Source organism: Pseudonocardia autotrophica, assembly GCF_003945385.1.
In the GTDB taxonomy this organism is placed as follows: Bacteria; Actinomycetota; Actinomycetes; order Mycobacteriales; family Pseudonocardiaceae; genus Pseudonocardia; species Pseudonocardia autotrophica.
Genome location: NZ_AP018920.1, coordinates 5486548 through 5510981, shown reverse-complemented (window position 1 = coordinate 5510981; position 24434 = coordinate 5486548). Strand labels below are relative to the sequence as shown.

The window sequence follows — 24434 nt, the reverse complement described above, 5'->3', positions numbered from 1 at the left end:
CTCCCGTCGTCCCCGGCCTGATGGCGGCCCGCAGCGATCGTAGGGGGGTGGGCCGACGATTGACAGGCAAGTGGCAACTTGCCTATAAAGGTGCACCGTGGACGCGGACCTGTTCAGGGCGATCGGCGACGCGACCCGGCGGACCATCCTCGACGAGCTGACCGAGCGGGACGGTCAGACGCTGTTCGAGATCTGCGGACGGCTGAGCATGAAGCACGGTTCGACGTCGTCCCGGCAGGCCGTCTCGCAGCATCTCGCGGTGCTCGAGCAGGCCGGTCTCGTGCACACCCGGCGGCAGGGCCGGTACAAGTTCCACCACCTCGACACCGCTCCGCTGCGCGCGATCGTCGAACGGTGGCCCATCGACCGAGAAGGGCCGAACCCATGATCCGCATCACCATCACCAGCGTCTTCGTCGACGACCAGGCCAAGGCGCTCGCCTTCTACACCGACACGCTCGGCTTCGTGAAGAAGACCGACGTCCCGGCGGGTGAGTACCGCTGGCTCACCGTGGCGTCCCCGGCCGATCCGGACGGTGTCGAACTGCTGCTGGAACCGGACGGGCACCCCGCGGTGCGCCCGTACAAGGAGGCACTGGTCGCCGACGGGATCCCCGCCACCCAGTTCACCGTCGACGACGTGTATGCCGAGGTCGAGCGGCTCAAGGGGCGCGGCGTCGTGTTCACCCAGGAGGCGACCGATCTCGGGCCGGTGGTCACCGCGGTGCTCGACGACACCTGCGGCAACCTGATCCAGATCGCCGCGATGAAGGTCTAACCGGCCGCCCGCCACTGCTCGAGCACCGGGAGCAGGTAGTCGGCCAGCACCGGCAGCTGCGGGGTGAGCGCGAGGGTGGCGATAGCGCGCAGCGTCCCCACGGCGTCGGCGAAGGCCATCACGTCGTCGTCGAGTGGGCGCAGACCGCTCCGCCGGGCGCCACGTTCGTAGGCCGACCGCATCTCCGGGCCGAGGGTCGCCAGATCCCACTCCACCGGACCCGTGGTGACCAGCTCGAAGTCGGCGAACAGCGGCCCGTCGGTCCCGGCGAAGATGTTCGCGGGCGGGGAGTCGCCGTGCACCGGCTGGACCTCGACACCGGGGAACGCCCGCTCGAACGCCGTCCGGGAGTGCACCAGCGGATCCAGGGCCCGCCATTCCCGGCGGGCACGCTCCAGGTCGTCGCCGGTGAGCAGGTCGCCGCGCTCGGCGAGCTGGTCGAGGGCCTCCGGCACGTGCTGTGGTTCGTCGGAGGTCAGGAACGGCAGCGGCCCCGGGTACCCGTGCAGCGCCGCGTGCAGGTCGGCGACGCGCTCGGAGTTCGCTGCGTAGTCGGGCTCCGATCTCCGGTCCTCCTCGGTGAACTGCCAGAACGTCATCGAGAATCCGTTCCGTCGCACCGGCTCCCGCGCGACGAGCGGGCTCGGCGGGATCACCGGGGTCCCGCGCGCCGCGAGCCACCCGGCCACGTCCAGCTCCGCCTGCTGCCGGCCCGCCAGGATCTCCGGCGTCGTCGAGCGCGGGAAGACGACCGGCATCCGGGCCACCACGGGCGTCGGGGCGAGGTGCACGACCACCGAGAACAGGTCGTGCAGCACTGCGGCGTCGGTCACCGTGAGCCCGAGCCCGCGGGCCGCCCCGACGGCGGCGTCGACCGCGGCCGCGGTGCGTGCCGAGTGATCACTCATGCCGTCACGGTAGGACAGCCCGCGCGGCGTCAGACGGTCAGCACACCGAGCGTCGTCACGGCGATCGAGACGATGAGCAGGGGCGCCGGGTTGCGTACCCCGGCCGCATCGTTGTTCACCAGGTGGGTCACGACAGCACCCACGAAGTAGAGGGCCGCTCCGACGGCGGCCGCCACCCCGAGCGGCCGGAGCCAGATCCCGGCGACCAGCCCGGCCGCACCGGCGAACTCCGCGGTGGCCAGCCACGGGTACCAGGACCGTGGCACACCGGTGCGGTCCAGGTTCTGCACGACGGCCGCGGCGTGGGTGAGCTTGCCGTAACCGGAGAAGGCCAGCACGAGCGCGAGCAGCGCCGCCGACACCGCGTAGGCGATGTTCACGCCGACCCCGATCCGCACACCGGCCCCTCGCCCGGTGGCGGCGGCTCTCCGGAGGCCAGGCTACTCCGCGCGACGCCCGCCGAGGTGCTCGGCGAGGTGCCGCTCGATCGCCCGGTGCAGCAGGACCTGGTTCTCCGGGTTCTCGAAGCCGTGCCCCTCGTCGTCGGCGACGATGTACTCGACCGGCACCCCGCGCTCGCGCAGCGGCGCGACGATGTTGTCGGACTCGGCCTGCACCACGCGGACGTCGTTGGCGCCCTGGGCGACCAGCAGCGGCGTGCGGATCCGGTCGACCATGGTGATCGGCGAGCGGCGGCCCATCTCCGCCAGCTGCTCCGGGTCGTCCGGGTCGCCGACGTAGGCGATCCAGTTGTTGGTCATGTTCGCCCGGACGAACGGCGGCAGCGTCGCGAGGAAGTTCGCGAGATCGGAGATGCCGACGTAGTCGACGGCGGCGGCGAACTTCTCCGGGGTGACGGTGACGCCGACGAGTGCGGCGTACCCGCCGTAGGAGCCGCCGGCGATCCCGAGCCGGGCCGGATCGGCCCAGCCCTGCGCGACGGCCCAGTCGGCGCCGTCGATCAGGTCGTCGTGCATCGCGCGGGCGAACTCGCCGATGGCCGCCGTGATGTGCCGGCGCCCGTACCCGGTGGATCCGCGGAAGTTCACCTGCAGCACGGCGTAGCCGCGGTTGGCCAGGAACTGGACGGTCCGGTTGAACCCCCACGTGTCGTGCATCCACGGCCCGCCGTGCACCAGCAGCACCAGCGGCAGGGCCGACGGTTCGACGCCCACGGGCAGGGTCAGGAACCCGTGCAGCGGCAGGCCGTCGCGGGCCGGGAAGCTGACCGCGGTGGTCGGGGCGAGACCGGCCGGGTCCAGGGTCCGGTCGCCGGACACCTGGCGGGCGTCGCCTGTGCTGTGGTCGTAGAACCAGGTGGTCACCGGCTGCCGGTCGTGGATGAAGGTGACGATCCAGCGCTGCCCGTCCAGGTCGGACGACACGGTCCCCAGCACCCCGTCGGTCAGCTTCTCCAGCGCGGCCTGGACCTCGGCGAAGTGCGGGTCGATCGGCACGATCAGCGGGCGGTCGCCGGTGAACCGCGCGGCGATGACTCCTCCGGTGCGCCGGTCGGCGAACACCGTCGGTGGCAGGGTGTCGGCGACCGAGCTCAGGGTGTCCAGGCTGTGCCCGTCGACGGCGGCCACCACGGTCAGCTCGCCGGTCTCCCGGTCGAGCCGCAGCAGCCGCAGGTCGTCGGAGTCGTGGTAGTCACCGAGCAGCGCACCGGTGCCGTCCGGCAGCGGGTACAGGAACAGTCCCACCGGGTGCTCGGGTCCGCCCGCGCGGTGCAGCACCCGGCGCTCGCCGGTGTCGGGATCGGCGGCGGAGATCTCGTAGCTGCCGTCGTCGGCCCGCGCCACGTGCCAGGCCGCGCTGCCGGTCCGGTCGACGAAGAACATGTCGGCCGGGTCGGTCCGCTCCACCAGCGGGGTGATCTCCCCGGTGCCGAGGTCGATCCGGAACACGTCGACGAACAGCGGTCGCGGGTTCATCCAGATGATGGCGGTACCGGGCACCGTGGTCTCGGAGTCGACGGCGAACACCCGGGAGCCGGGCTCCAGCGGCGTCAGGTCGACGGCCGGCTCGTCCGGCCGGTCCAGGTCGACCCGGTAGAGGTGCCAGTCCTCGTTGCCGTCGTCGTCCTGCAGGTAGAGCAGCCAGCGCGGGTCGTCGGACCAGAAGTAGCTGGAGATGCCGCGGCGCTCGTCGTGGGTGACGAGCACGGCATCGGTGTGCTCCTGGTCGACACCGCGCACCCAGACGTTGCGACGGCCGTGCGCCGGTGCGAGGTAGGCGATGCGGGTGCCGTCCGGGGAGATCGACGGGGAGGAGAACTCCGGGTCGGCGAAGAGCGCCTCGACGTCGATCAGCGCCGGCCGCTGGTCGGTGGGGCGTCCGGTCACGCTCATGCTGTGCTCCGATCATCGGTTCGGAACCCATCCGACAGGATGCCGCTACGGCACGGTCAAGGCCGCCGCCCGCGGTTCACCGGTCCGGGGCGCGCCGGGTGTCCGGCGGGAGCCGCAGGGCACGCAGCGGCGTGCCGCCGTCGACGAACAGCTGCCCCCGCGGCGTCAGGGCCGCCGCGATCCGGGCCAGTGCGACGCGCCCGGCCGCCGGGTGCCGCCCGTCGAGCGCACCGACGCGGACGGCGAAGGCCAGGTCGAACGGGGCCTCCCCGGCGGCGAGCTCGAACTCCTCGATCGCGACCCGGCGGACGCTCATGAGCCCGGCGTCGATCTCGGCCCGCGAGTTGCGGCGGGCGAGATCGACGCTGCGCCCGGAGCGGTCGATCATGACGACGTGACCGTCGCCGATCCGCCCGGCGACGGCCCTGGCCGCCGCCCCGGGCCCGCCGCCGATCTCGAGCACCCGGATCCCCGGTCGGAGCGGGAGGGCGTCGACGATTGCGGCGAGCCGGGCCGACAGCGGGCTCATGCCGGGACGTCCCCGGTGCTCGTCATGCACCGATCACAGCATCCCGGCGCCGTGCGGTCCATGCCCGCGCGGCCCGCGGCGGTCAGTGCTGGGCACCGAGCTCCAGCGCCAGCACCCCGGCGATGACCAGCCCGATCCCGCCGAACTGCACGGGGGTGAGCGTGTCGCCGAGGAAGACCGCGCCGATGATCGCGACGAGCGCGACACCGGCCGCGGCCCAGATCCCGTAGGCGACGCCGACCGGCACCCCGGCCTTCAGCACCTGGGACAGCAGGCCGAACGCGCCGAGGTAGCCGATCACCACCAGGACCGAGGGGACGAGCCGGGTGAACCCCTCGGACAGGCGCAGGTTGATCGTCGCCATCACCTCGAGGACGATCGCCCCGGCGAGCAGCAGGTAGGGCATGGTCAGGCCTCGCTCGCGGTGCGTCCGCCCAGGTGCCGGGCCAGGAACTGCTCCAGGGTGCGGTAGAGCTCGATGTTGCTGTCCGGGTTGACGAACCAGTGGCCCTCGCGCTCGTTGAGCAGGTACTCGACCTCGGCACCGCGGGCCCGCAGCGCCTCGGCGACCCGGTCGGAGTTGCTGCGGTGCACCCGCAGGTCGTTCGCGCCGTGCACGAGCAGCACCGGTGCGGTGATGTCGTCGACCCGGGTGATCGGGGACCGGGCGTACATGTCGGCTTCCTGCGCCGGGTCGTCCGGGTCGCCCATGTAGCGGCCGAAGCTGTTCACGACGGCGCGCCGGACGAACGGGAGCACCCGCTTGCTGATGTCGACGAGATCGGACATGCCGGTGTAGCTGATCGCGGCGGCGAACCGGTCCGGGGTGAACGCGGCCCCGACGAGCGCGGCGTACCCGCCGTAGGAGCTGCCGTAGATCGCGACCCGGTCGCGGTCGGTGTACCCCTGCGCGATCGCCCAGTCCAGTGCGTCGATGACGTCGTCGTGCATGCGGCCGGCGAACTGCCCGATCGCGGCCTGCATGTGTGCCTTGCCGTAGCCGGTGGAGCCACGGAAGTTGACCTGCAGCACCGCGTAGCCGCGGTTGGCCAGCAGCTGCACCTCCGGGTCGTAGGTCCAGCTGTCGCGGTACCAGGGCCCGCCGTGCAGCAGCACCACGGTCGGCAGGTCGCGGTGCTCGGTCCCGATCGGCAGCGTGAGGTGGCACGGCAGGTCGATGCCGTCGCGGGCGGTGATCGTGACCGGGGTGACCGGGGCGAGCCGTGCCGGGTCCAGGTGCGGGTAGGGGCGGAACAGCCGGCGGGCGGTGCCGGTGGCGTGGTCGTAGAACCAGGTGGCGCGGTGGTCGCGGTCGTGGGTGAAGTCCACGACCCAGCGCCGGCCCGTCGTGTCGCAGGAGACGTGGGCCAGGTCGCCGTCGGACAGCTCGGCCAGCCGCGGCAGCACCTCGGCGAAGTGCGGGTCCAGCGGGTGGATGACCTGGCGGGCACCGAGGTAGCGGGCGCCGAGGAGCTCCCCGGTGCCCGGGTGCACGATCAGCGAGGACGGGTAGCGCGGATCGGCCTCCGGGCGCAGGGCGTCCAGGTCGAACACCGGGTGGCTGTCCACCCCGATCTGCTCACCGGTGTCGAGATCGATGCGGACCAGCCGGTTGCGGTCCGATCCGCGCACCGACCCGGTCCACAGACCCGTGCCGTCCGGGGTGGGGACGGCGGGCAGGATCCCGAAGGGCTGGTCGAAGCCGGAGATCCGGCTGATCACGCGGGGTTCGCCTGCGTTCCAGTCGGACAGCAGGTGGGTGCCGTCGTCGTCGAGGCCGAAGGCCACGATGCGACCGGTGGGCATGCGCAGCCAGCCGAGGACGTCGCCCGGGTTCGCGGCGATCAGGGTCAGCCGGCCGGTGTCGAGGTCGAGCTCGTGCAGGTCGACCAGCTCGGGGCTGCGCGCGTTGAGCTGGACGACCACGGTCCCGGGATCGGGGGTGAGCTGGGCGCCCATCACCCGGGCCCCGGCGATCGGGGTCAGATCGACCGTGGGCTCGTCGGGCCGGCTCAGGTCGGCCCGGTGCAGGTGGGCGTTCTCGTCACCGTCGGTGTCCTGGGTGAACAACAGGAACCGGGAGTCGGCGCTCCAGAAGAACGTCTCGATGCTGCGGTGGTCGTCGGAGGTGACGCGGCGCGACGCCGGATCGTCGGACGCGTCGCCGCCGGGCCAGTCACCGTCGACGTCGCGGACGAAGACGTTGAGCCGGTTCCGCCACGGGGCCAGATAGGCGACCTTCGTGCCGTCCGGCGAGATCCGGGCACTGCTGCGGACGGGAGCGTCGAAGAACTCCTCGACGGTGATCAACGGGGGTGGGGTGGTCATCGCGGAACCTCCGGGTGTCGTGGTGTGGACACCTGCGAGTTCAGACCCCGACGTCGCGTCGGACTCAAGCCCGGCCGCCGTGATTCACCCCATAGGGCCTCACGGCCCGTCGCGCAGCGCCAGCCGCTGCTCGACCTGTCGCAGGACGCGATGCTGGACGGGCCGCAGGTTGTGCCCGCTCAGCTCGTCCAGCAGGGCCGACGCCCGCCGGTCCAGTCCGGGCAGCCCGCTCAGCTGCCCCACGACCACGTCCAGCTGCGCGACCAGATCGTCGACCAGGGTGGCCAGATCGTCCTCGGGCGTGTCGGAGTCGAGCGCGTAGAAGCGCGCCGTGAGCGGGGCGGCCGCCGCGGCCCCGGTGCTGAGCAGGGCGATCAGATCGGCGTGCCCGGCGTCGTCGAGCAGGTGCCCGAGCAGCAGCAGCTGCTCGTGCTCGTGGCGGGCCAGGCCCGAGGGCAGCTCCGGTGCCGACCGGAGCGCCGCGAGCTCGGGGGACAGGTCCGGCGGGGAACCGGTGCGGCGCAGCACCGCGATGCTGTCCCGCCGGGCCCGCAATCGGTCGATCTCGGCGGCGGCCTCCCGGTCGAGCTCGTCGAGCAGCCGCTCGGCCGTCGCCGGATCGTCCAGCACCGCCGGTACCTGCGAGAGCGGGATGCCGAGCGCGGTCAGCCTGCCGATCCGGAGCAGCCGGACGAGATGGCCGACGTCGTAGTGCCGGTAGCCACCCGACGACCGCGGCGGCTCGGCGAGCAGCCCGATCTGGTGGTAGTGCCGCAACGTCCGGACGGTGACGCCGGCGAGTTCGGCGAGTTCACTGCTGCGCAACGGGCCGCTCCTTCGACCCGGCAAGCGTACGCAGAACGCCCGAGCGGGCCTCGCGTCGACGTCGAGGCGAGGTCGATCGAGGACTCCGATTTCTCCAAGAGATCGTGCGACACCGCTCCTAACCTGCTGTCATGACGACGATGAGCATGCACGGCACGGTCGGTTACGCGGCCCTGTGGGTCACCGACCCGGAACGCGCGGCGACGTTCTTCGCGACCGCGCTCGGCTGGTCCTACAGCGAGGAGACCCCGCAGCACCGGATGGTCGCGGACGCGTCGCCGCCGCAGAGCATCGTGTCCCTGACGGCGCTGCCCGCGGGAGTGTGGGACGCCTGGCCGCGACACAACACGATGTTCCTGAGCCACGCCGTGGACGACGTCGACGCCGCCGTCGAGCGGATCCGGTCGGCCGGCGGGCGGGCCGAGGATCCCGTCGACACCGGCAACGGGCGGTCCGCGAGCTGCACGGACGACCAGGGACTGCCGTTCGCCGTCCACCAGGGCGATGCGCGCGGCGACGATCGGCTCGCCTACCTGACCTTCGAGGTCGCCGACTCCGCCCGCGCCCGTGCCTTCTTCGGCGCGGTGTTCGGCTGGACGTTCAGCTCCGGCAGCCACGACGACGGCTGGCAGGTCGACGAGATGTACCCGAAGGCGGGACTGCACGGCGGGCATCAGCAGCCGACCGTGGTGCCGATGTACGCGGTGGACGACATCGAGGCCACCGTGACGAGGGTGCGCGCGGCCGGCGGCACCGCCACCGACCCGGATCGCCAGCCCTACGGGCTCGCGTCGAGCTGCGCCGACGATCAGGACACCCGCTTCTACCTGGGGCAGCTGGCCTGAGCCACCGGGCGACGGCCTTTCACCCGACCTTCAACCCGGTCCGTCGTCGCCGTGAAGCTGCTTTGAAGCCCTCGTGGGCGCGGTCTCCGCATCTCGACCGAGCGGGCAGGTCGTGATGCGGGCGGCCCTCGACCACCCCGGCCGGGTCGCTCGTCTGTCGCTCGTGTGCACCAGGGCGGCGCCCTGTCCCGCCTTCCACGCGGTGGCCGGCGCTCTGCGCGCCGGGACGGCGGACCGGACGGCGTCGCTGGCCCGCTGGTTCACCCCGGCGGAGATCGCCGGCTCGGATCCGCTCGTCGGGGCGGTGCGCCGCCGGCTGCTCGACGCCGATGCCGCTGGCTGGGCCGCGGCGCTGGAGATGGTCGCGGACTTCGACGTGCTGGGCGAGCTGGCGAGCCTGCGGATGCCGGTCGACGTCATCGCCGCCGAGCACGACGGTGTCGCCGTGCCGGAGCACATGGCGCGGATGGCGCAGGCGGTGCCCGGCAGTGCCTTCCACGAGGTGCCGGGCGCGCGTCATCTCCTCCCGCTGCAGCGCCCCGGAGTGGTGGCCCCGCTGCTGGGGGCTTGGAGCGCCGCCGGCACAAGGTCGGCCCCGGCCCCGGCCCGGCCCGGCCCGGCCCGGGTCCCGTGGTCCGCAGGGCCCTCCCCAGCCGGAGTCCGCTCACCACGTGAGCGAATTCCGGAACCAGACACCCCCCGGGGCCGCCCGACCCCTCGATGCCCGGTCCACCCCGGGCACTGATGGACCCTGTCTGTCGGCGGGATTCGCTCACCTGGTGAGCGATTGCCGGCCACATACCCCTGTCCGCGGCTCCGGGCCGGTGGTGCCCGGTCCACCCCGGGCACCGATGGACCCCGTCTGTCGGCGCAAACCGCTCACCTGGTGAGCGGATCCCGGCCACACGCCCCTCTCCGCGGCTCCGGACCGGCGGCTCGGCGTGCCGTCCAGGCCAGCATCACGAGGCCGCCGGCGGCGACGGCCGCGATCACCGGCAGCGAACGGGTGGTGTCCCAGGCGAGGTGCAGGCCGACGGCCGCGGCGAACGCGGCGGCGAACCGGGCGACTCCGCGCAGCGTCCAGCCGGAGCCGGCGGCCGCGAAGAGCGCGGCGGTCGCGATGCCCGTCCAGGCCATGTGGCCCGCGGGGCTCAGCAGCCCGCGCAGCGCCAGCAGATCGAGGGTGGTGGTGAGGCCGTCGTGGGAGTTCGTCAGGGTGCTGACCGCATAGCCCATGGTCTCGAGTGCGGCGAAGCCCGCGCCGACGGCCACACCCAGCAGCAGCCCGTCCGCGGCGCTGCGGTGCTGCCGGAGGGCGAGCAGCACACCGAGCGGGACCAGCAGCTTGCCGCCCTCCTCGATCAGCCCGACGCAGGCCGCCGGGAGGGTGCCGAACGCCTGCCGGGTGGCGTACTCGAGCACGGCTGCGGCGGTCGAGCCGATGACCCCGCCCAGCACAGCGACGGCGGCCACCGTGCCGGCGCCGATGTCGTAGGGCAGGCGGCGGCCGTGCACGAAGACGAGGAACGCCGCCGGGACCGTCGTGGCGCCGAGCAGGATCAGTGCGGGCACCAGGTTCGGGTCGCGGGTGAGTGCCAGCGCGCGATCGACCGCGAGGGTCAGTACGACCCCGACTACGAGCACGGCGATCCAGCCGTGGCGGGCGCGTTCCATGGTGGGGACCCTCGCGGCGCGCCCTTCAGGTCGCCTTCAAAGCAGGTGAAGGCCGGCTGAAGCCCGCCGGGGGACCGTCGACCGGTCCCTCCTGGAAGGAGCGCCCGATGTCCCTCGACCTCCATCGTCCCGGCACCCCCGGTTACGACGCCGCCCGCGCCGGATTCGATCTCTCCGCGATCCCCGCTCCGGATCTCGCCGTAATCGCCGGGTGCGAGGCCGAGGTGGTCGCCGCCGTCCGCTACGCCGCGGCGCACGATCTGCCGGTGGCCGTCCGGGCGACCGGGCACGGCCCGATCCCGGGCGTGGCCGGGGGCGTCCTGATCGACACCCGGGCGATGAGCTCGGTGCGGATCACCGGCCGGTCCGCGGTGGTGGGGGCGGGCGTAACCTGGACCGGCGTCCTCGCCCGTTCCGCCCCGCTGGGTCTCGCGCCGCTGTGCGGATCGGCGCCCGACGTCGGTGCGGTGTCCTACAGCCTCGGCGGGGGGCTGGGCCCGCTCGGCCGCCGGTTCGGCTGGGCCGCGGACCACGTCCGGCGGCTGCGGCTGGTCACCGCGGACGGCGTGGCCCGGGAGGTCGACGCCGGCACCGAGCCGGAGCTGTTCTGGGCGGTACGTGGTGGCGGTGGGAACGTCGGCGTGGTCACCGAGCTGGAGACCGAGCTGGTCCGCGTCGAGCAGCTCTACGGCGGCGGGCTGTATCTGCCCGGCGAGTCCGCGCCCGCGCTCCTGACGGCCTTCCGGCGGGCGACCGCGGAGGCGCCGGACGCGCTGAGCCTCTCGGTGGCGTTCCTGACCTTCCCCGGCCTCGACGCCGTTCCGGCGCCGCTGCGCGGGCGGTTCCTCGCGCACCTGCGGGTCGCCTACCTGGGCGATCCGCGGGAGGCGGAGGCGCTGCTCGCGCCGCTGCGGGCCGTCGCCGAGCCGGTGCTCGACACCGTCCGGCTGCTGGGGATCGACGAGATCGGCAGCATCCACGCCGATCCGGTGCGTCCGCAGCCGGTGCGCTGCGGGGGAGCGATCCTCCCGGCCTGGGACGACGACGCCGCCACGGTGCTGCTCGACGAGATCGGGGCCGCGACACCGCACATGCTGGAGCTGCGCCACCTCGGCGGCGCACTGGCCCGTCCGCCCGCAGTGCCGAACGCGGTCGGGCACCGCGGTACCGACTACGCGGTGTTCACCTCGGACCGTCCCGGTGCCCCCGGTGGCGGTGACCGGCAGACGGCGTTCTACCGGCGGTGGGAGCGCTGGAGCGGCGGCCGCTCGCTCTACAACTTCACCGCACATCCGGACAACACGCCGGCCGACGCCACCGGCGCCTTCGAGCCGGCGATCCTCGACCGCCTCCGCCTGGTGAAGAAGGAGTGGGATCCGCAGGACCGGTTCCGGTTCACCGTGCGGCTCACCGGGTGATGATCTCGCCGAGGGTGAGATCCGCGCCCGCTCGCCAGGCCTTCTCGTAGTCCGACGGCGTGAGGGCGGCGCGGGCGGCGGCCCGCAGCTCGTCGGTCGCCGGCATCGACCGCCATTCCAGGCCCTCGCGGTGGCGCTGGGTGCGAGCGGCCGAGTACAGCGCCACCGCGGTGCGGTGATCGCCCGCCAGCGCCAGGAAGTTCGCCCGCATCTCGACGAACGCCCCGCCCAGCTCACCGCCCTCGGCCAGGTGCAGCTCGATGACCCGCTCCGACCAGGCCATCCCGGTCTCGGCAGCGCCCGCGGCGAGCGCGGCGTAGCTGCCGGCCCTCGCGACCATCCAGGCCGCGACGTCCAGGTCGAGCGCCCGGGCCAGCGGATAGACCTGCTCGGCCCGGTCGAGCGTCACCCCGGGCTCGGCGACGTCGCTCTCCACGAGGCAGCGGGTCGCGTCCACGAGCACGGCCAGCACCGGGGTGTCACCGGCCGAGGCCAGCTCGGTGGTGCGGGCGAGCAGCTCCCTGCCGGTCTCGGGATCCCCTGCGGACCAGAGGTTCCCCGCCTGGATGGCGACGTCCAGGCCGAACGCCCCGATGTCCGCGGGTTCGAGCCGGTCGGCGACGGCCAGCCCGAGCTCGCTGTGCCGGCGACTGCGGTCCAGCCGGCCCTGGTGAGCGAGCATCTTGGCCAGCCCGAGGTGCACCCAGGCCGACGCCATCGGGTCCCGGTCGTCGAGGGCGGCGCAGCCGAGCTCCAGCCAGCGCACCGCCTCGACCAGCTGCCCGCGGTAGTACCAGTAGCCGTGCAGCCAGCCCGCGGTGCGCGCGCCGGCGGGGGAGGGCCGCTCCACCAGGCTGCGTTGCAGCATGGCGCGCACGGCGGCGTAGTCGTCGTCGACCATGCGGTAGCGGCGGCGCAGGTCGAGCCGGTCGGTGCGGGAGGCGACGGTGGCGAGCCCGGCCACCCAGTCGTCGCGCCGGTCCAAGGTCTGCTCGGTCTCGCCCGCCCCGTCCAGCTCGTGCCCGGCATGCCCCCGGACGACGACGAGCTGCCGGAACAGCGTCGGCCCACCCGGCCGCGGCGCGGCCTGGGAGGTCAGCAGCGAGCGGTTGACCAGCATCGCGAGCAGATCGGCGGTCTCGGGTTCCGGTAGCCCGACGGTGGCGGCGGCGGCCCGCACCCCGAACGGTCCCGGTAGCGCGGCCAGCCGTCGGTGCACGAGCTGCTCGGCCGGGGTGAGCAGGCGGTGCCCCCAGTCCAGTGCGGACTGCAGCGACTGTCGCCGCTCCGCGCCGGGGCGCCCCATCCGGGCGAGCCGGGTGGGATCGGAGCGGATCTGGTCCCGGATCTCCGCCAGGCCGTAGACGCGGGCCCGGGCGGCGGCGAGCTCGATGGCCAGCGGCAGACCGTCGAGCGCGGTGCTGATCTCGGCGGCGCGCGCCCGCACCTCGCCGGTGACGTCGAGCCCGGGCACCGCGGTGCGCAACCGCTCGACGAAGAGGTCCACGCCGGCCGCGTCCAGCGGGGCCACCGGATGGAGCACCTCGCCGTCGAGGTCGAGCGGTTCGCGGCTGGTCGCGAGCACGGTGACCGCGGTGCCCGCCCCGAGCACCGTGGTCACGGTGTCGGCGGCCTCGGTCAGGACGTGCTCGCAGTTGTCGACGACCACCAGCATCCGGCGCCCGCGGACGGCGGTGCGCAGGGCCTCCTCGGCCGAGCCCGCGGTCGCGGCGGTACCGCCGATCGTCGCCCCGACGAGCTCCGCGATCGGTTCTCCGCTGGTCAGCGGGGCGAGATCGACGAACCACACGCCGTCCGGGTACGCCGGCGCCGCCTGTCGGGCGACCTCGACGGCGAGCCGGGTCTTCCCGGTGCCCGCGGTCCCGGTCAGGGTGACCAGGCGATGCTCGCCGAGCAGCGCGCCGACGTCGGCCAGATCGGACTCGCGCCCGACGATCGCGGTCATCGTCGCGGGCAGGTGGATCTCCTGGCGGGGCCGGCGCGTGGGCGGCGGCTCGATCGCGGCGTCGTGCTCGAGGATCTGCCGCTGGATCTCGCGCAGCTCCGGGCCGGGGGTGACGCCCAGCTCGTCGCGCAGGCTGCGGCGCACCTCCTCGTAGGCGGCCAACGCCTGCTCGGTGCGGCCGCAGCGGTAGAGCGCGGTCATGCGCAGGGAGTGCAGGTGCTCGCGGAAGGGCCATTCCCGGACGAGGGCGTCGAACTCCGGGAGGGCACGTTCCGGGTGGCCGGAGCGGATCAGCGCGTCGAGCCGGCGTTCGGTGGCCTGGGCCCGCAGCTCAGTCAGCCGGGCGACCCAGGCCTGCGCCCAGTCGGCGGTGGTCGGGGTGCCCCGCCACAGCGCGAGGGCCCGCTCGCACAGGTCGAGGCAGTCCGCCGGCCGGTCGACGTCGGCCGCGTCGACGAGCGCGGCGAACCGGAGCGAGTCGAGCTGATCGGGTGCGACGCGCAGTCGCAGCCCGTCGTCCTGCTTGAGCAGGACGGTCGGGGCCGCGCCGGTGGCCCGGTGCGGTTCGAGCTGCTTGCGCAACCGGAACACGTGCGAGTCCAGGGTGTGCCAGGCCCCGGTGGGCGCCTCGGCACCCCACACCGCGTCGACCACCGTGTCGACCGGGACCAGCTCGTTCGCGTGGACGGCGAGCACGGTGAGGATCGCCGCAGGCATGCGGCCGCGGATCGGTTCGCGATGCTCGCCGATCGACACCTCGAGCGGCCCGAGATCGTGCACCCGCAGGTCGCTCACCGACACCGCCCGTCGCGCCGCCTCGTCCGCCGCGACGATCCTAGCGTCTGGTGCGGTCAGTGCGGCGTGATCAGTTCTGCCAGGTCAGGGTGATCGAACCGGCCCCGGCGGCGGTGGCGGTGCCGTAGGAGATCCCGGACACGACGCGGCCGTCGGCCCAGGTTCCGCCCGCGCCGCCACCCCCGCCACCGCCGCCACCGAACTGGCCGCCCTCGCCTTCGCGGCCGCCGGTCCGGCCGCCGCCCCCGCCTCCGCCGTCGCCGCCGTCCCAGCCGCCGTGGCCGCCGGAGCCGCCCGCCGGGCCGGGCATGTCCTCGGACGGGCCCTCCTTGCCCGCGCCGGGCCCGTGCCCGGCGTGGCCCGGGCCGCCGTTCTGGGCGCCGGATCCGCCGGATCCACCGGCCTCGATGCCCTTCGCACCGCCGCCCCCGCCGCCGCCGGCCCAGATCGTGGTTCCGGCGACGTCGACCGTGCTCGCGCCGCCGCCCCCGCCGCTGGTCCAGTTGTCCGAGCTGTAGCCGTCCAGGCCGGCGCCGCCCGTCCCACCGTCGCCGCCCCAGCCGCCGGCGGAGTTCGTGGCGCCGTCGCACCCGTCGGTCGAGCCGCTGCCACCGACCGCGATGGTGATCGTCTGACCGGCGGTGACCGGCGAGGTGCCGGTGACGGTGCCGCCCATCCCGCCCGCGGCGGCACCGGTCGCGGCGGTGCACGCGGCGTCACCGGCGGAGGTCTCGCCCTGCCCGACGCCGCCGCTGCCGCCGGTCGCGGTGACGGTGACGCCGGTGGCGCCGTCCGGGACGGTCACGGTGACCGGTGCGCCGGTGAAGGAGTAGGTCTGGGGCGCGGATGCGGCCATGTCGTCGGCCAGGCCGTTCGCCTGTGCGGCGCCGCAGCCGGCGAGCAGGGCCGCGCCGAGCACGACCGATGCCGCGGTGCCGGCCATCGTTGCGGGGGAGAGTGCCATCGGTGACTCCGTCTGTGTGTCCGGTGGCGCGGGGGTGCGCCGCCTGGGTGCGAAACACGCTGCGCGGCGGCGCTTCACGTGGACTTCAAGACCGGTTCATCCCCGCGGGGACGATCCCGGTGCCGTCATGCGGGGACGTGCTCGTCGAGCCAGTCGAGGACCCGTTCCCCGCGCAGGCCCTGGGCGAGGGGCTCGCAGTGGCTGTCCGCGCCCTCGGCCGCGGTGAACGGCTGCAGGGTGGCGGAGCCGCCGAGACCCTCGACGAGCTGCGCGGACTGGCCGGGCCAGAACTGCTCGTGCTCCGGATCGGTGACGAGCATCGGGCAGCGGATGGCGGCGAGCTCGTCGTCGGTGAGCCGGTAGGCGAGTGCGGCGGTGAAGAAGTCGTAGTAGGAGGTGACGCCGTACGGGCGCATCCGCCGGGCGAGGGTCGCGCGCAGGCCGGGGGAGAGCGTGAGCCCCCATTCCATGTCCTTGTCGAACTTCTTCCGCTCGCCGTTGTCGAGCAGCCTGCGGAGGAACTGCGGCAGCTCGCCGAGCATCACGGTGGACACGTCGACCACTCCGGGATCGACGACGGCTGCGGCGACACGGTGTTCGTGGGCGAGGGCGCGGGGAACCCAGAACCCGCCCTGGCTGACGCCGAGTACGGCGATCCGGTCGGGATCGACGTCGCTCCGGGTGCGCAGCAGATCGATCAGCGGGGTGAGCACGGCTTCCCAGTCCGGGCGGAACGGTATGCCCTGCCGGACGAGTGCGGCGTTCTGTCCGGGCCCGTCGACGGTCACCACCGTCCAGCCGCGGGCCGGTGCGGCGGCCGCGCAGCCGGCCCAGGCGCCGATCACCGACCCGTCGCTGCCGTTGACGTGGATCAGTGTCCGGCGGGGCTCCTCGCCCGGGGTGCGGAACAGGTACCCGGGCAGGGTCGTGTCCTCGAAGGGCACCGTGATCCGTTCGATGACGATGTCGCCGATCGCGTTGGCCCGGTCGACGAAGTGATCCCAGGCGTCGCGGTGGCGTTCCCACACCTGGTCGAAGGTGCCGGTGGCGTCGGCCTGCTCGGCGGCCTGGGCGTAGTAGCTCGACGCGCGTAGCCAGCGGGCGGCCGCGCTGCGCAGGTGGCCGGTGGACGCGGCCGCATCGGCGAGGCGGGCCAGCCGGTCGGCGGTGGCGGTCCATTCCCGCACCCAGGCGGCGGAGTCGCCGTTGGGGATGCGGGCGATGGTGGAGAGGATCTCGCCGGCGTCGGTGGCCTGGCTGTAGGTCTGGCCGAGGGCGTTCTCCACGGAGTACTGGGCGCTCGGGTTCTTGAAGAAGGCGGTCATGGACGGCACTGTGCGCGGCCCGGTTTCAAGCCGGCTCCAAGCCGCCGGTAACCCGATCGTGCAGCCGGGTTGAAGGGGCCGGCGCGAGCGTCGTCGGCAGTGGCAGCCCGACAAGGGGCCGTCCCGATGAGAGGAACTCTCGTGCGTACGACCACCCTGCTGCTCTCGGCCTCCGCCGGTGCGCTGATCGCCATCGGGGCGAGCACCGGTGCCGCCCTCGCGCAGCCGACCCCCACCCCGATTCCGGCCCCCTCACCGAGCCCCGCCGTTCCGGCCGTGCCTGCTGCCCCGGCGGCGGCCGAGGCGGGGTTCGTGTCGGTGTCGCCCGCGCAGGTCGCGCCCGGCGGGTCCGTGCGGGTGTCGGGAACCTGCCCGACCCCGCCCTCCGGGGCCCCGGACCCGCAGGTCCAGTCGGTCGTCTCGACCGCCTTCACCGGGCAGGAGTCGTTCTCCAAGACCGACCCGATGGCCTTCGACGGCACCGCCACGGTCGCCCCGACCGCCACCGCCGGCGCCCACCCGGTGCTACTGACCTGTAGCAACGGGTCCGCCACCGGAACCGTGTCGGTCACGGCCGGAACCGGGCCGCCCGCGCCCCCCGCCGGGGGCGGCTCGGGTTCCGGCTCCGGCCGATCGGGAGCCACCGGTGGCAGCACCGGGAGCGGTTCCGCCGGCACCCCCGGCGGTGTATTCGCCGTGAGTACCGACACCGCCGTCGACGAGGAGGCTCCGGCCGACGACCGGATGTCGTGGGGATGGATCGTCGCCGGTGTCGCCGTGATCGTCGCGGCCGGTGGTGGGGCGGCGGCCCATGCTGCCACCCGCCGTCGTCGGGAGGAGCAGGACGCGCGGGGCGACGCACCGACCCGGCATCTTCCCCGCTGAGTGGCGGCCGACGCGGGCGGCCGGGTGACAGGCCGGAGACGGCGGCTGCGGTTGAGGGGTCCGCGACGGTCATCATGCGATGCGAACCTCGCGCCGCACGTGACGCCGGACGGCGACCGGCCGAGTTGCCGCAGCGGCGTCCGGTCCGCGATCCCGAGACCTCGGCACCGTGGAGATCGAACGGGCCGGGATCAGCGACAAGCCGGCCCCGGTTGCTGCTCTCCCACGGCACCGGGCCGGGGTGGACGAGCTGGTGGTGGTCGTCCGGGGCGACCGGATCGACCCGTTCTCGCAGATCGGGTTCAGGTGATCTGCGCGAAGAGCGTCCCGGTGTCGGTGACGATCCAGCCTTCGACCCCCCGGCCGTCCTCGATCCGGTAGAAGTCGTTGCTCATGACGTCGATGGGGCGTCCGGTCGGTTCCAGCCCGTTGAACGGCCCGCGATGTGTGCCGGTGAGCGTGCAGCGCAGCGCGACCAGCCCTGCAGCGCGGACACAGCGTCGTGCAGCGTGGTCCGCAGGTCCGGAAAGCCCACGGCCATCTCCGCGACTCCGGCGAGCCAGGTCTCGCGGCCCTCGACCGCAACCGGCACCCGGCAATGGTGACGACCAGGTCGGGGTGCAGGTATTTCGGCATCCATCGAGATCGCCGGCGTCGGCGGCGCGCAGGACCGCCCGGATCAGGCCGATGTCCGCGCTCTCGTCGCTCATCGGACGAAGATTACGGGCGTCGCTCCGCTCCCGGGAATCGGCCAGGTCCCCGGAGTCACGCTCCCCGGAGGTCCCGATCGTCGTCGGTTCTTGCCGAGGCCGATACGGTGTCGGTCATGAGCCGTCGAAAGGCCGATGTCGCGTAAGGCCCCCGCCGCGGTCCGCCGTGAGCAGATCCGAGACCACCCCACCTGGTCGAAGACCCTGCCGAGGGTGCTCGCAACCGACCTCGAACGTATCGGTCGTGCCGATCTCCGACCTGAACAGATCGCCGGTGCACTCGCGGAGTGGAGGCGGATGGCTCGGCGATCCCGGCGTGAGTTGAGCAACGCGAGCGACGACGACGTGCAGCATTCGGGGCCACTCGCGCGGGATGTGCTCGACACAGCCGTCCGGGTGCTGCCCAGGCGTTCGTCCAGGACACTCCGCGCACTCGTCCGTTCGCCGGACGAGGCGATTGCTGCGAAGACCTTGCCCGACCCGTTCGCCGATCCGGCTCGGCCGTGGTGGCATCGCCGACTCACCGATCTCTACCATGGTCGGCCGCTCACCCGACGTGAGCGAGAGCGTGCCTATCGGCAAGCGGGTCTGGGGTCACCGGCGTCATGACCCCGTGTGCACGACGACGATCGTGGTGACTCGTCACCTTGCTCGGCGCTCGGAGTCGCGACCGCATCGCTCTGTACATTCGCGCCGACATCTGTGCAGAGCAGTGGCCGCGGATGACGTCAGATCGACGACGAGCTGTGCGCGAACCAGTCCCTCATGTCGTATCGGACCTGGCTGAACTGATCAGGGTCCCGCTCACTGCCGGCGAGTGACGAAGGAAGACCATCGCGGAAGAGGCTCAGAATCTCGCCCCGTAGATCTGCGCTCGCGAAAATCGGGACATCAACAGCCACGGTGGACGGGAGTAGCTCTCCATGGATATAGAATCTGGTCAGTTCAGGTCCACTCTGAACGAATCCCACCATGGCGACGTCACGCGGCTGCACCGAATGCGCGGTCCCCATCGACCACACACCTGCGGCAAGCCCGTCGACCCATCGAGCATGCGCACCGGACGATGTGTAAGCGACGGCACGCGCCTCAACGACCGGCGCCCCCAGAGCGGGGGAGTCGAGCCGGAGCTCATCGATGGCCCCGGGATCGACAGCCCGGAGCGCTTCCAAGCCCCTGATCAGCTCTACGACGTGAACCTTTGTGGTGAGGACGCCACGGTCGAACTCCAGCGGGAACTGGATGGCGTAACGCCGTACCAGCGAGCCGCCGGGAGCAAGCCACACGAGGAACGTGTCCCTGTTCTTCCGCGCCACTCCGCATACGACGATCTCGCCGTCGGGCAGGATCGAAGCGGTGTGTACCAGCAGCCCGTGAAGTGCCGCAGCGTAGGCGTAGTCAAGCACTCTGGCAGGCAGTTCTGAAGGAGTCGTGTGCTGCGGCATCGGTGGACGCTATCAGGACGGCGACTGCTCGGCTCGTTCTCGCAGAAGGTGGAAATCGTTCAATGAATGAGTCTGATTGTCATCGCTCTGGATCTTGTGTCGAGGATGGCATCGACGACTGCATGGAGTGTGCGCGACGAAGTGCGAGTGGCGAGAGAAGTGCGCGGTCGATGAGCGTCCGGCGATGAGGGGGGGGGCGGGTCGGCTGTATTGACTACAGCTCCAATGAAGTGCTGAAAGTGTGCAGGATGGGTTTCGACAAGGGGTGCGGCCAGGCCTGCGACCTGTTTGTCTGGCTAGCCGCCGTGGCGTTCTCTGGCCTCGCGGGCCAGTGCGTCCAGCTCTCGCTTGGCCTTGTCGAAGTTGTAGCGGGCCTGACCTCCGGGCGTCACGGTCTCGGGGGTCAGCTTCCCCATGGACCGGTACCTCTGGATGGTCCGAACGGACAGGCCGGTCGCCTTCGCCAGCTCTGAGGCTGTCAGGAGGGGCCGTTCGGTCACGCGATCAACCTACCTGCTGAAACCTTGCCTAGCCGTGGCCGTGGCAGACATAGCAGCATTGCTAGGTATGGCAGAGTTGGCGGACTTCGGAACTGCGAGTGTTCACACGGTGACCTACGTCCCCCGAAAGGGCGTGTGGGCATGGCACGCATGGTTCAACGGGGCATCTGAAACGGGGGAACAGGAGGATGCTCTGGATGCGGAACTCCGCGCTATGGAGTGGATAGGGCGCCAAGGGCGTGATCCCCTCGCCAAGGTGCTCCAGGACATCGCTCGGCTACGTGCCGAGTACCCGTCGGTGTACGAGCGGGGCGCGGCGGAGAATGGTGGCCCGAAGGGCTGAAGCCTGAGCGGGGCGGGTGGCTTGGATCTGGTGCCCGCTGCTACTCGGCTGGCCGCAGCAAGTGGGGCGAGTTCCTGCGGCACGTCGGGTCTGCTGCAGGGACGAGCCCAGCCGGCTCTATGGCACCGTGGGTCGGTGCAACACCCCGACGCGCGCCGCGGACAGCTGGTCAAGTTCACCCCGGGACGCCCCAACCCCGCTCCGCTGCACCCCGATCACCCGGGCGTGATCTCCGACGTGCTGCCCGGCGTCTTCGGCTACGTCATGGTCAGCTGGGTTGACCGGGAAGGAACCGTCGGCAACCAAGCTGTGTACGAGGCGGCCTGGGTCACGCCGATCAGTCGCGACGAGTACGACACCCTGGTCGCAGAGAGCCGCGAGCTGGACCGACAGCACGGCGTCCCACCGCAGCTCCCGAATCGCCGCGACACGGCCCCGGACGACCGGTCGAGCGAGAAGTAGTGCTTGACCTGGAACCGCCCCGGGATGTCCTGAGCGCTCCCCGCGCGGAGTGCACCGCAGGTCCCGTCGGCGTTCGTTGCCGTCCCTGCGATCCAGTACCTCGGCGGCAGGGACTGGGGCGTGTCCTCGGCAGCTGACTCCGTGGTGGGCCTATGCGCGCCGGAGGCAGGAGGTGGTCGGTAGCGACCGTCCGAGTGGGGCGAGTTCCTGCGGCGGGTCCCGGCCGACGGGCAGGGCTTCGCTGCGAGCGCGAGCGCGCTCGCCCCGTCCGGGGCCACGGTAATTGCTCTTGGAGCGCTGATCGTGAGCTTGCTCAAATACGCCGGAACACCGGCGCCGGTGCTCCGGTCATCAGTCCATGCCCTTCTTGCCCGGCGTCCAGAACGGCTTGGTCAGGATCGAGCGCCGGTCCCACCCCGCTTCCCGGAGTACCTGCCGCACTGCTTGCACCTCCCGTGCCTCCCCGGCGACATACGCGATCCCGCCGGGTTCGGGGGCGAGACGTCGTACCGCGTCCGACAGTGACGTCTCGCCCCGGAGTACCCAGTCGAGCCGGTCACCGCCCGTCAGGGGAAGCCGGTCCGCAGCTGTCGCCGTCTCGACGCACCCCGACACGACGGCTTCCCGGGGGAGAGCAGCGAGCATCGCACCGAAGGCGACCGAGGCCGTCTCGTCGCCGACGAAGAGATGGCGGGCGGCGTCCGGACGCAGCGTGAAGGTGCCTTCGGGGCGCCGTAGCCGCACCTGTTCGCCCGGTGTGACGGTGCGGCCCCAGCGGGCGCCCGGCCCGTCCGCCGCGTGGTCCAGTACGCACAACTCGACGCCGCCGGACGAGTCGTAGTGCCAGATCGAATACGTACGCAGGGTGAGTCCGCCGACCAGGACGCGCACCTGCTGGCCCGGCTGGACCTCCAGGTCGGCCAGTTGTCCGCCGTCGATGCGCAGCCGCCGCATCCGGGCGGTGACCTGCTCGGCCTCGGTGAGAGTGCCGCGCACCGTCAGGAGATCGAGGACGGGGCTCGGGACAGCGGGCATGAAGGGCTCCTCAACGGGGCGGGTTGTCGTACCCGGCGGGCGGTCGACGCGGCAGTGCGTGGTGGGAGGGTGGCGCCGAGACCTGCGACCACGGCCACCGTCGCCGCCGCCGAGTACTGCGACCGCATCGCCCGCACCGCCCGGAAGGGGAACTGACATGGCCACGACCACCGATCCGGTGTTCGACACCGTCCGGGGCGGCCTGGACCGGGTCACCGCCGAGATCCTCCGACTCGGAGCGGTCCAGCCGGACAGCCCAGCGGCGCACGCGGTCCGTGCCCGCCGCATGGCCGACCTGTACGACCGGACCGCGCGCTGGTGGCGCGTGCTCGCTCGTAGCCAGGCCGCGCGCACCAAGGTCGACCTGCTGTTCTACCGCGCCGTTCTGGGAGCCCGGGGCGACGCCGAGCACGAGGCCCGCTTCTGGCGGGAGTCCGCCCACAACTGGGACGCCCACATGAAGGAGGCCTGCTGACATGGACGCCCTGCTGCTCACCGCCGAGGAGACCGCCAAGCTGCTCCACATCGGACGCTGCAAGGTCTATGACCTGATCCGCAACAACGAGCTGCGCTCCATCAAGATCGGCGGTGCCCGCCGCATCCCGCGTTCGGCCGTGGAGGAGTACGTCGCCCGGCTGCTCGACGAGGACGCGGCCTGATGCCGCTGCGCAAGCCCCGAGGCCGCCGGGGCAACGGAGAGGGCTCGATCTACCAGCGCGAGAGCGACGGCTACTGGGTCGGCATGGCCTATGTGCACACCACGTCCGGGCAGATCAAACGTCGCCCCGTCTACGGGCGGTCGTTCGAGGAGGTCCGCGGGAAGCTCGACGTCCTCAAGACCCGCTCGGCCGCCGGGATGCCCGCACCTGACCGGCGCACGACCGTCGCGCAGTTCCTCGACCAGTGGCTCGCCGACATCCGCGACGACAAGCGCGCCACCACGATCCGCGGCTACGAGTCCGCGGTCCGGCTGCACCTGGTGCCCGCTCTCGGCAAGAAGCGCCTCGACCGGCTCAGCGCCGCCGACGTCCGCTCGTTCATGGCCGGGATGCGGGAGAAGTGCCTCTGCTGCGCCAACCAGTGGGACGCCCGCCGGCCTCCGGCGCAGCAGTGCTGCTCACGGGGACGCTGCTGCGGGCGGCGGCCCTCGACCCGGCAGCTCCAGTACGTGCACGCCGTCCTGCGCAACGCGCTCGGGCACGCCGAGCGCCTGGAGCTGGTCCCGCGCAACGTCGCCAAGCTCGTGCGGGTCAAGACGCCGGAGTACTCCGTCGGGAAGGGGCTGCCCGTCGACCAGGTGCGCACCCTCCTCGCGACGGCCGAGGGGACGCGGTTCCATCCGCTCTACGTCGTCGCGGCCACTCTCGGACTCCGACGGGGCGAGCTGCTCGGGCTGCGGTGGTGTGACATCGACATGGACGACGCGACGATCCACGTCCGGCAGACCGTGCAGCGTGTCGGCGGGGAGCTGGTCGTCGAGGGCACCAAGACCCGCGCCTCGTCGGCCGTCGTCCCGCTGCCGAAGATCACCCGCTCGGCGATCCTGGCTCGTCGCCGCGTCTGGGCCGACGAACGGGAGACCGCGGGGGAGTGTTGGCAGGACCACGACCTCGTGTTCTGCACGCAGGTCGGCACCCCGCTAGAACCGCGCGCGCTGAACCGCGACTTCGACAAGCTCCGTGTCCGCGCCGGCCTTCCTGGCGTTCGGCTGCACGACCTGCGGCACACCGTCGTCAGCTTGCTGCTGTCGCTCGGGACGCCGCCGCATGTGGTGCAGGCCATCGCCCGGCACGCCGACATCGACGTGACCATGACGATCTACGCCCACACCAACATGGACGAGATGCGCCAGGCGCTCGATGCGATCGAGTGGGAGGCGGGATGAGCCAGGTGTCAGAGGCGTCGTGCGCGCGTCGCGCGGAAACGGAAGCTGTCCTGCTGGGCCGGTTCGTAGTCGAACTCAACCTGGTCGCCCTGCTCGAATACCTTGTAGCCCTCGGCCTCGATGGCGCTGAAGTGGACGAAGGCGTCGAGGTCGTCGGGCAGCTCCGGGCTGCTGATCGCGCCCCAGCCCTTCTCGGCCTTGTAGAACTTCACGACCCCGGTTGCCATGCGTCGATCAGAGCAGGTCAGGTCGCCACGGTCCACGTGGTTGCGGGAGCCACTGCTACAGCAACTGCTACATCTCGATCTTCGGGCGATGTAGCACCGGCCTGTTTCCGCAGGTCGGATGTGGTCGGGGTGGCGGGATTTGAACCCACGGCCCCTCGCTCCCAAAGCGAGTGCGCTACCAAGCTGCGCCACACCCCGTCGACGGCAGTCTAGCCCCGCCCGTCCGTTGCAGGG

Annotated in this window: 27 protein-coding genes and 1 tRNA gene; 11 read left to right on the top strand and 17 right to left on the bottom strand. The window is 72.4% G+C overall.

Annotated elements, in window-relative coordinates; genetic code table 11:
* The first annotated feature begins 97 nt into the window (after positions 1-97).
* Together Pdca_RS25795 and Pdca_RS25790 are read left to right on the top strand one after the other, a co-directional pair.
* On the top strand, positions 98-388 hold the full coding sequence (locus Pdca_RS25795) for an ArsR/SmtB family transcription factor (RefSeq protein ID WP_085916216.1): 291 nt from the start codon (positions 98-100) through the stop codon (positions 386-388).
* Entirely contained in the window at positions 385-777 is a 393-nt protein-coding gene (locus Pdca_RS25790) for a VOC family protein (protein WP_085916217.1), read from the top strand. Before Pdca_RS25795 ends, Pdca_RS25790 begins: the two co-directional genes overlap by 4 nt.
* Here the strand turns inward: Pdca_RS25790 and Pdca_RS25785 are convergent.
* From Pdca_RS25785 to Pdca_RS25755, 7 genes are all read right to left on the bottom strand, one after another.
* A complete protein-coding gene (locus tag Pdca_RS25785) occupies positions 774-1685 on the bottom strand; it encodes an aminoglycoside phosphotransferase family protein (protein ID WP_125911570.1) in 912 nt (303 codons plus the stop codon). The genes Pdca_RS25790 and Pdca_RS25785 overlap by 4 nt on opposite strands.
* A gap of 29 nt (positions 1686-1714) precedes the next feature.
* Positions 1715-2083, bottom strand: a complete 369-nt coding sequence (locus tag Pdca_RS25780) for a DoxX family protein (RefSeq protein ID WP_085916219.1) — start codon at positions 2081-2083, stop codon at positions 1715-1717.
* Positions 2084-2125: 42 nt separating this feature from the next.
* Positions 2126-4039 (bottom strand): S9 family peptidase, encoded by a 1914-nt coding sequence (locus tag Pdca_RS25775; protein ID WP_085916220.1) that lies wholly within the window; start codon positions 4037-4039, stop codon positions 2126-2128.
* 76 nt (positions 4040-4115) lie between these two features.
* Complete coding sequence (locus Pdca_RS25770; RefSeq protein ID WP_085916221.1) at positions 4116-4568, bottom strand: methyltransferase domain-containing protein; 453 nt, start codon at positions 4566-4568, stop codon at positions 4116-4118.
* Between the two features lie 82 nt (positions 4569-4650).
* Entirely contained in the window at positions 4651-4974 is a 324-nt protein-coding gene (locus tag Pdca_RS25765) for a DMT family transporter (protein ID WP_085916222.1), read from the bottom strand.
* A 2-nt stretch (positions 4975-4976) separates the two neighbouring features.
* Positions 4977-6896 (bottom strand): S9 family peptidase, encoded by a 1920-nt coding sequence (locus tag Pdca_RS25760; protein ID WP_085916223.1) that lies wholly within the window; start codon positions 6894-6896, stop codon positions 4977-4979.
* 99 nt (positions 6897-6995) lie between these two features.
* Positions 6996-7721 (bottom strand): MerR family transcriptional regulator, encoded by a 726-nt coding sequence (locus Pdca_RS25755; protein WP_085916224.1) that lies wholly within the window; start codon positions 7719-7721, stop codon positions 6996-6998.
* Between the two features lie 131 nt (positions 7722-7852).
* On the opposite strand from Pdca_RS25755, the gene Pdca_RS25750 reads away from it, so the two are divergent.
* Together Pdca_RS25750 and Pdca_RS25745 are read left to right on the top strand one after the other, a co-directional pair.
* A complete protein-coding gene (locus tag Pdca_RS25750; RefSeq protein ID WP_085916225.1) occupies positions 7853-8566 on the top strand; it encodes a VOC family protein in 714 nt (237 codons plus the stop codon).
* Between the two features lie 202 nt (positions 8567-8768).
* Positions 8769-9311, top strand: coding sequence for an alpha/beta hydrolase (locus Pdca_RS25745; protein ID WP_125911569.1), 543 nt, complete (start codon positions 8769-8771; stop codon positions 9309-9311).
* Between the two features lie 134 nt (positions 9312-9445).
* Here Pdca_RS25745 and Pdca_RS25740 read toward each other — a convergent pair whose 3' ends face one another.
* Positions 9446-10240 (bottom strand): PrsW family glutamic-type intramembrane protease, encoded by a 795-nt coding sequence (locus Pdca_RS25740; RefSeq protein ID WP_085916227.1) that lies wholly within the window; start codon positions 10238-10240, stop codon positions 9446-9448.
* Positions 10241-10347: 107 nt separating this feature from the next.
* Here Pdca_RS25740 and Pdca_RS25735 point away from each other — a divergent pair, with 107 nt between their 5' ends.
* A complete protein-coding gene (locus tag Pdca_RS25735) occupies positions 10348-11658 on the top strand; it encodes an FAD-binding oxidoreductase (protein ID WP_085916228.1) in 1311 nt (436 codons plus the stop codon).
* On the opposite strand, the gene Pdca_RS25730 is transcribed toward Pdca_RS25735, so the two are convergent.
* From Pdca_RS25730 to Pdca_RS25715, 3 genes are all read right to left on the bottom strand, one after another.
* Positions 11648-14419, bottom strand: a complete 2772-nt coding sequence (locus tag Pdca_RS25730) for an AfsR/SARP family transcriptional regulator (RefSeq protein ID WP_125911568.1) — start codon at positions 14417-14419, stop codon at positions 11648-11650. The genes Pdca_RS25735 and Pdca_RS25730 overlap by 11 nt on opposite strands.
* Positions 14420-14489: 70 nt before the next feature.
* Positions 14490-15383, bottom strand: coding sequence for a hypothetical protein (locus Pdca_RS25725; RefSeq protein WP_158092329.1), 894 nt, complete (start codon positions 15381-15383; stop codon positions 14490-14492).
* Between the two features lie 125 nt (positions 15384-15508).
* Positions 15509-16708: an alpha/beta hydrolase family protein gene (locus Pdca_RS25715; RefSeq protein WP_085916230.1), complete on the bottom strand. Its 1200-nt coding sequence runs from the start codon at positions 16706-16708 to the stop codon at positions 15509-15511.
* A gap of 141 nt (positions 16709-16849) precedes the next feature.
* Here Pdca_RS25715 and Pdca_RS25710 point away from each other — a divergent pair, with 141 nt between their 5' ends.
* Together Pdca_RS25710 and Pdca_RS35780 are read left to right on the top strand one after the other, a co-directional pair.
* Entirely contained in the window at positions 16850-17593 is a 744-nt protein-coding gene (locus Pdca_RS25710; protein WP_085916231.1) for a hypothetical protein, read from the top strand.
* Positions 17594-17762: 169 nt separating this feature from the next.
* Entirely contained in the window at positions 17763-17903 is a 141-nt protein-coding gene (locus Pdca_RS35780; RefSeq protein WP_158092330.1) for a hypothetical protein, read from the top strand.
* Here the strand turns inward: Pdca_RS35780 and Pdca_RS25705 are convergent.
* The 3 genes from Pdca_RS25705 to Pdca_RS25695 form a co-directional block, all read right to left on the bottom strand.
* Complete coding sequence (locus tag Pdca_RS25705; protein WP_085916232.1) at positions 17896-18303, bottom strand: ester cyclase; 408 nt, start codon at positions 18301-18303, stop codon at positions 17896-17898. The genes Pdca_RS35780 and Pdca_RS25705 overlap by 8 nt on opposite strands.
* Positions 18304-19031: 728 nt before the next feature.
* On the bottom strand, positions 19032-19748 hold the full coding sequence (locus Pdca_RS25700) for a hypothetical protein (RefSeq protein WP_125911565.1): 717 nt from the start codon (positions 19746-19748) through the stop codon (positions 19032-19034).
* A gap of 296 nt (positions 19749-20044) precedes the next feature.
* The gene (locus tag Pdca_RS25695; RefSeq protein WP_085916234.1) at positions 20045-20248 is read right to left on the bottom strand and encodes a MerR family DNA-binding transcriptional regulator; all 204 of its coding nucleotides are present in this window, start codon (positions 20246-20248) and stop codon (positions 20045-20047) included.
* A 478-nt stretch (positions 20249-20726) separates the two neighbouring features.
* Between Pdca_RS25695 and Pdca_RS25690 the strand changes: the two genes are divergently transcribed.
* The gene (locus Pdca_RS25690) at positions 20727-21053 is read left to right on the top strand and encodes a hypothetical protein (RefSeq protein ID WP_085916235.1); all 327 of its coding nucleotides are present in this window, start codon (positions 20727-20729) and stop codon (positions 21051-21053) included.
* Positions 21054-21404: 351 nt separating this feature from the next.
* Here the strand turns inward: Pdca_RS25690 and Pdca_RS25685 are convergent, their stop codons facing one another.
* The gene (locus Pdca_RS25685; protein WP_085916236.1) at positions 21405-22088 is read right to left on the bottom strand and encodes a siderophore-interacting protein; all 684 of its coding nucleotides are present in this window, start codon (positions 22086-22088) and stop codon (positions 21405-21407) included.
* A gap of 157 nt (positions 22089-22245) precedes the next feature.
* On the opposite strand from Pdca_RS25685, the gene Pdca_RS25680 reads away from it, so the two are divergent.
* From Pdca_RS25680 to Pdca_RS25670, 3 genes are read left to right on the top strand one after another with little or no spacing between them, the layout of a single operon-like run.
* A complete protein-coding gene (locus tag Pdca_RS25680; RefSeq protein WP_085916237.1) occupies positions 22246-22563 on the top strand; it encodes a hypothetical protein in 318 nt (105 codons plus the stop codon).
* 1 nt (position 22564) lies between these two features.
* Complete coding sequence (locus Pdca_RS25675) at positions 22565-22747, top strand: helix-turn-helix domain-containing protein (RefSeq protein WP_085916238.1); 183 nt, start codon at positions 22565-22567, stop codon at positions 22745-22747.
* A complete protein-coding gene (locus Pdca_RS25670; RefSeq protein WP_085916239.1) occupies positions 22747-23973 on the top strand; it encodes a tyrosine-type recombinase/integrase in 1227 nt (408 codons plus the stop codon). Before Pdca_RS25675 ends, Pdca_RS25670 begins: the two co-directional genes overlap by 1 nt.
* 8 nt (positions 23974-23981) lie before the next feature.
* Here Pdca_RS25670 and Pdca_RS25665 read toward each other — a convergent pair whose 3' ends face one another.
* A complete protein-coding gene (locus Pdca_RS25665; RefSeq protein ID WP_158092331.1) occupies positions 23982-24185 on the bottom strand; it encodes a cold-shock protein in 204 nt (67 codons plus the stop codon).
* 136 nt (positions 24186-24321) lie between these two features.
* A tRNA-Pro gene (locus tag Pdca_RS25660) sits at positions 24322-24398 on the bottom strand.
* Between the last annotated feature and the right edge of the window lie 36 nt (positions 24399-24434).

What these genes read in the sequence shown, in the direction of transcription:
- Pdca_RS25685 (WP_085916236.1), bottom strand. Translation starts at nt 22,088, where the DNA reads ATGCCCGCTGTCCCGAGCCCCGTCCTCGATCTCCTGACGGTGCGCGGC.
- Pdca_RS25750 (WP_085916225.1), top strand. Translation starts at nt 7,853, where the DNA reads ATGACGACGATGAGCATGCACGGCACGGTCGGTTACGCGGCCCTGTGG.
- Pdca_RS25775 (WP_085916220.1), bottom strand. Translation starts at nt 4,039, where the DNA reads ATGAGCGTGACCGGACGCCCCACCGACCAGCGGCCGGCGCTGATCGAC.
- Pdca_RS25700 (WP_125911565.1), bottom strand. Translation starts at nt 19,748, where the DNA reads ATGCCGCAGCACACGACTCCTTCAGAACTGCCTGCCAGAGTGCTTGAC.
- Pdca_RS25765 (WP_085916222.1), bottom strand. Translation starts at nt 4,974, where the DNA reads ATGCCCTACCTGCTGCTCGCCGGGGCGATCGTCCTCGAGGTGATGGCG.
- Pdca_RS25670 (WP_085916239.1), top strand. Translation starts at nt 22,747, where the DNA reads ATGCCGCTGCGCAAGCCCCGAGGCCGCCGGGGCAACGGAGAGGGCTCG.
- Pdca_RS25785 (WP_125911570.1), bottom strand. Translation starts at nt 1,685, where the DNA reads ATGAGTGATCACTCGGCACGCACCGCGGCCGCGGTCGACGCCGCCGTC.
- Pdca_RS25680 (WP_085916237.1), top strand. Translation starts at nt 22,246, where the DNA reads ATGGCCACGACCACCGATCCGGTGTTCGACACCGTCCGGGGCGGCCTG.
- Pdca_RS25790 (WP_085916217.1), top strand. Translation starts at nt 385, where the DNA reads ATGATCCGCATCACCATCACCAGCGTCTTCGTCGACGACCAGGCCAAG.
- Pdca_RS25740 (WP_085916227.1), bottom strand. Translation starts at nt 10,240, where the DNA reads ATGGAACGCGCCCGCCACGGCTGGATCGCCGTGCTCGTAGTCGGGGTC.
- Pdca_RS25705 (WP_085916232.1), bottom strand. Translation starts at nt 18,303, where the DNA reads ATGAGCGACGAGAGCGCGGACATCGGCCTGATCCGGGCGGTCCTGCGC.
- Pdca_RS25715 (WP_085916230.1), bottom strand. Translation starts at nt 16,708, where the DNA reads ATGACCGCCTTCTTCAAGAACCCGAGCGCCCAGTACTCCGTGGAGAAC.
- Pdca_RS25770 (WP_085916221.1), bottom strand. Translation starts at nt 4,568, where the DNA reads ATGAGCCCGCTGTCGGCCCGGCTCGCCGCAATCGTCGACGCCCTCCCG.
- Pdca_RS25735 (WP_085916228.1), top strand. Translation starts at nt 10,348, where the DNA reads ATGTCCCTCGACCTCCATCGTCCCGGCACCCCCGGTTACGACGCCGCC.
- Pdca_RS25760 (WP_085916223.1), bottom strand. Translation starts at nt 6,896, where the DNA reads ATGACCACCCCACCCCCGTTGATCACCGTCGAGGAGTTCTTCGACGCT.
- Pdca_RS25675 (WP_085916238.1), top strand. Translation starts at nt 22,565, where the DNA reads ATGGACGCCCTGCTGCTCACCGCCGAGGAGACCGCCAAGCTGCTCCAC.
- Pdca_RS25725 (WP_158092329.1), bottom strand. Translation starts at nt 15,383, where the DNA reads ATGGCACTCTCCCCCGCAACGATGGCCGGCACCGCGGCATCGGTCGTG.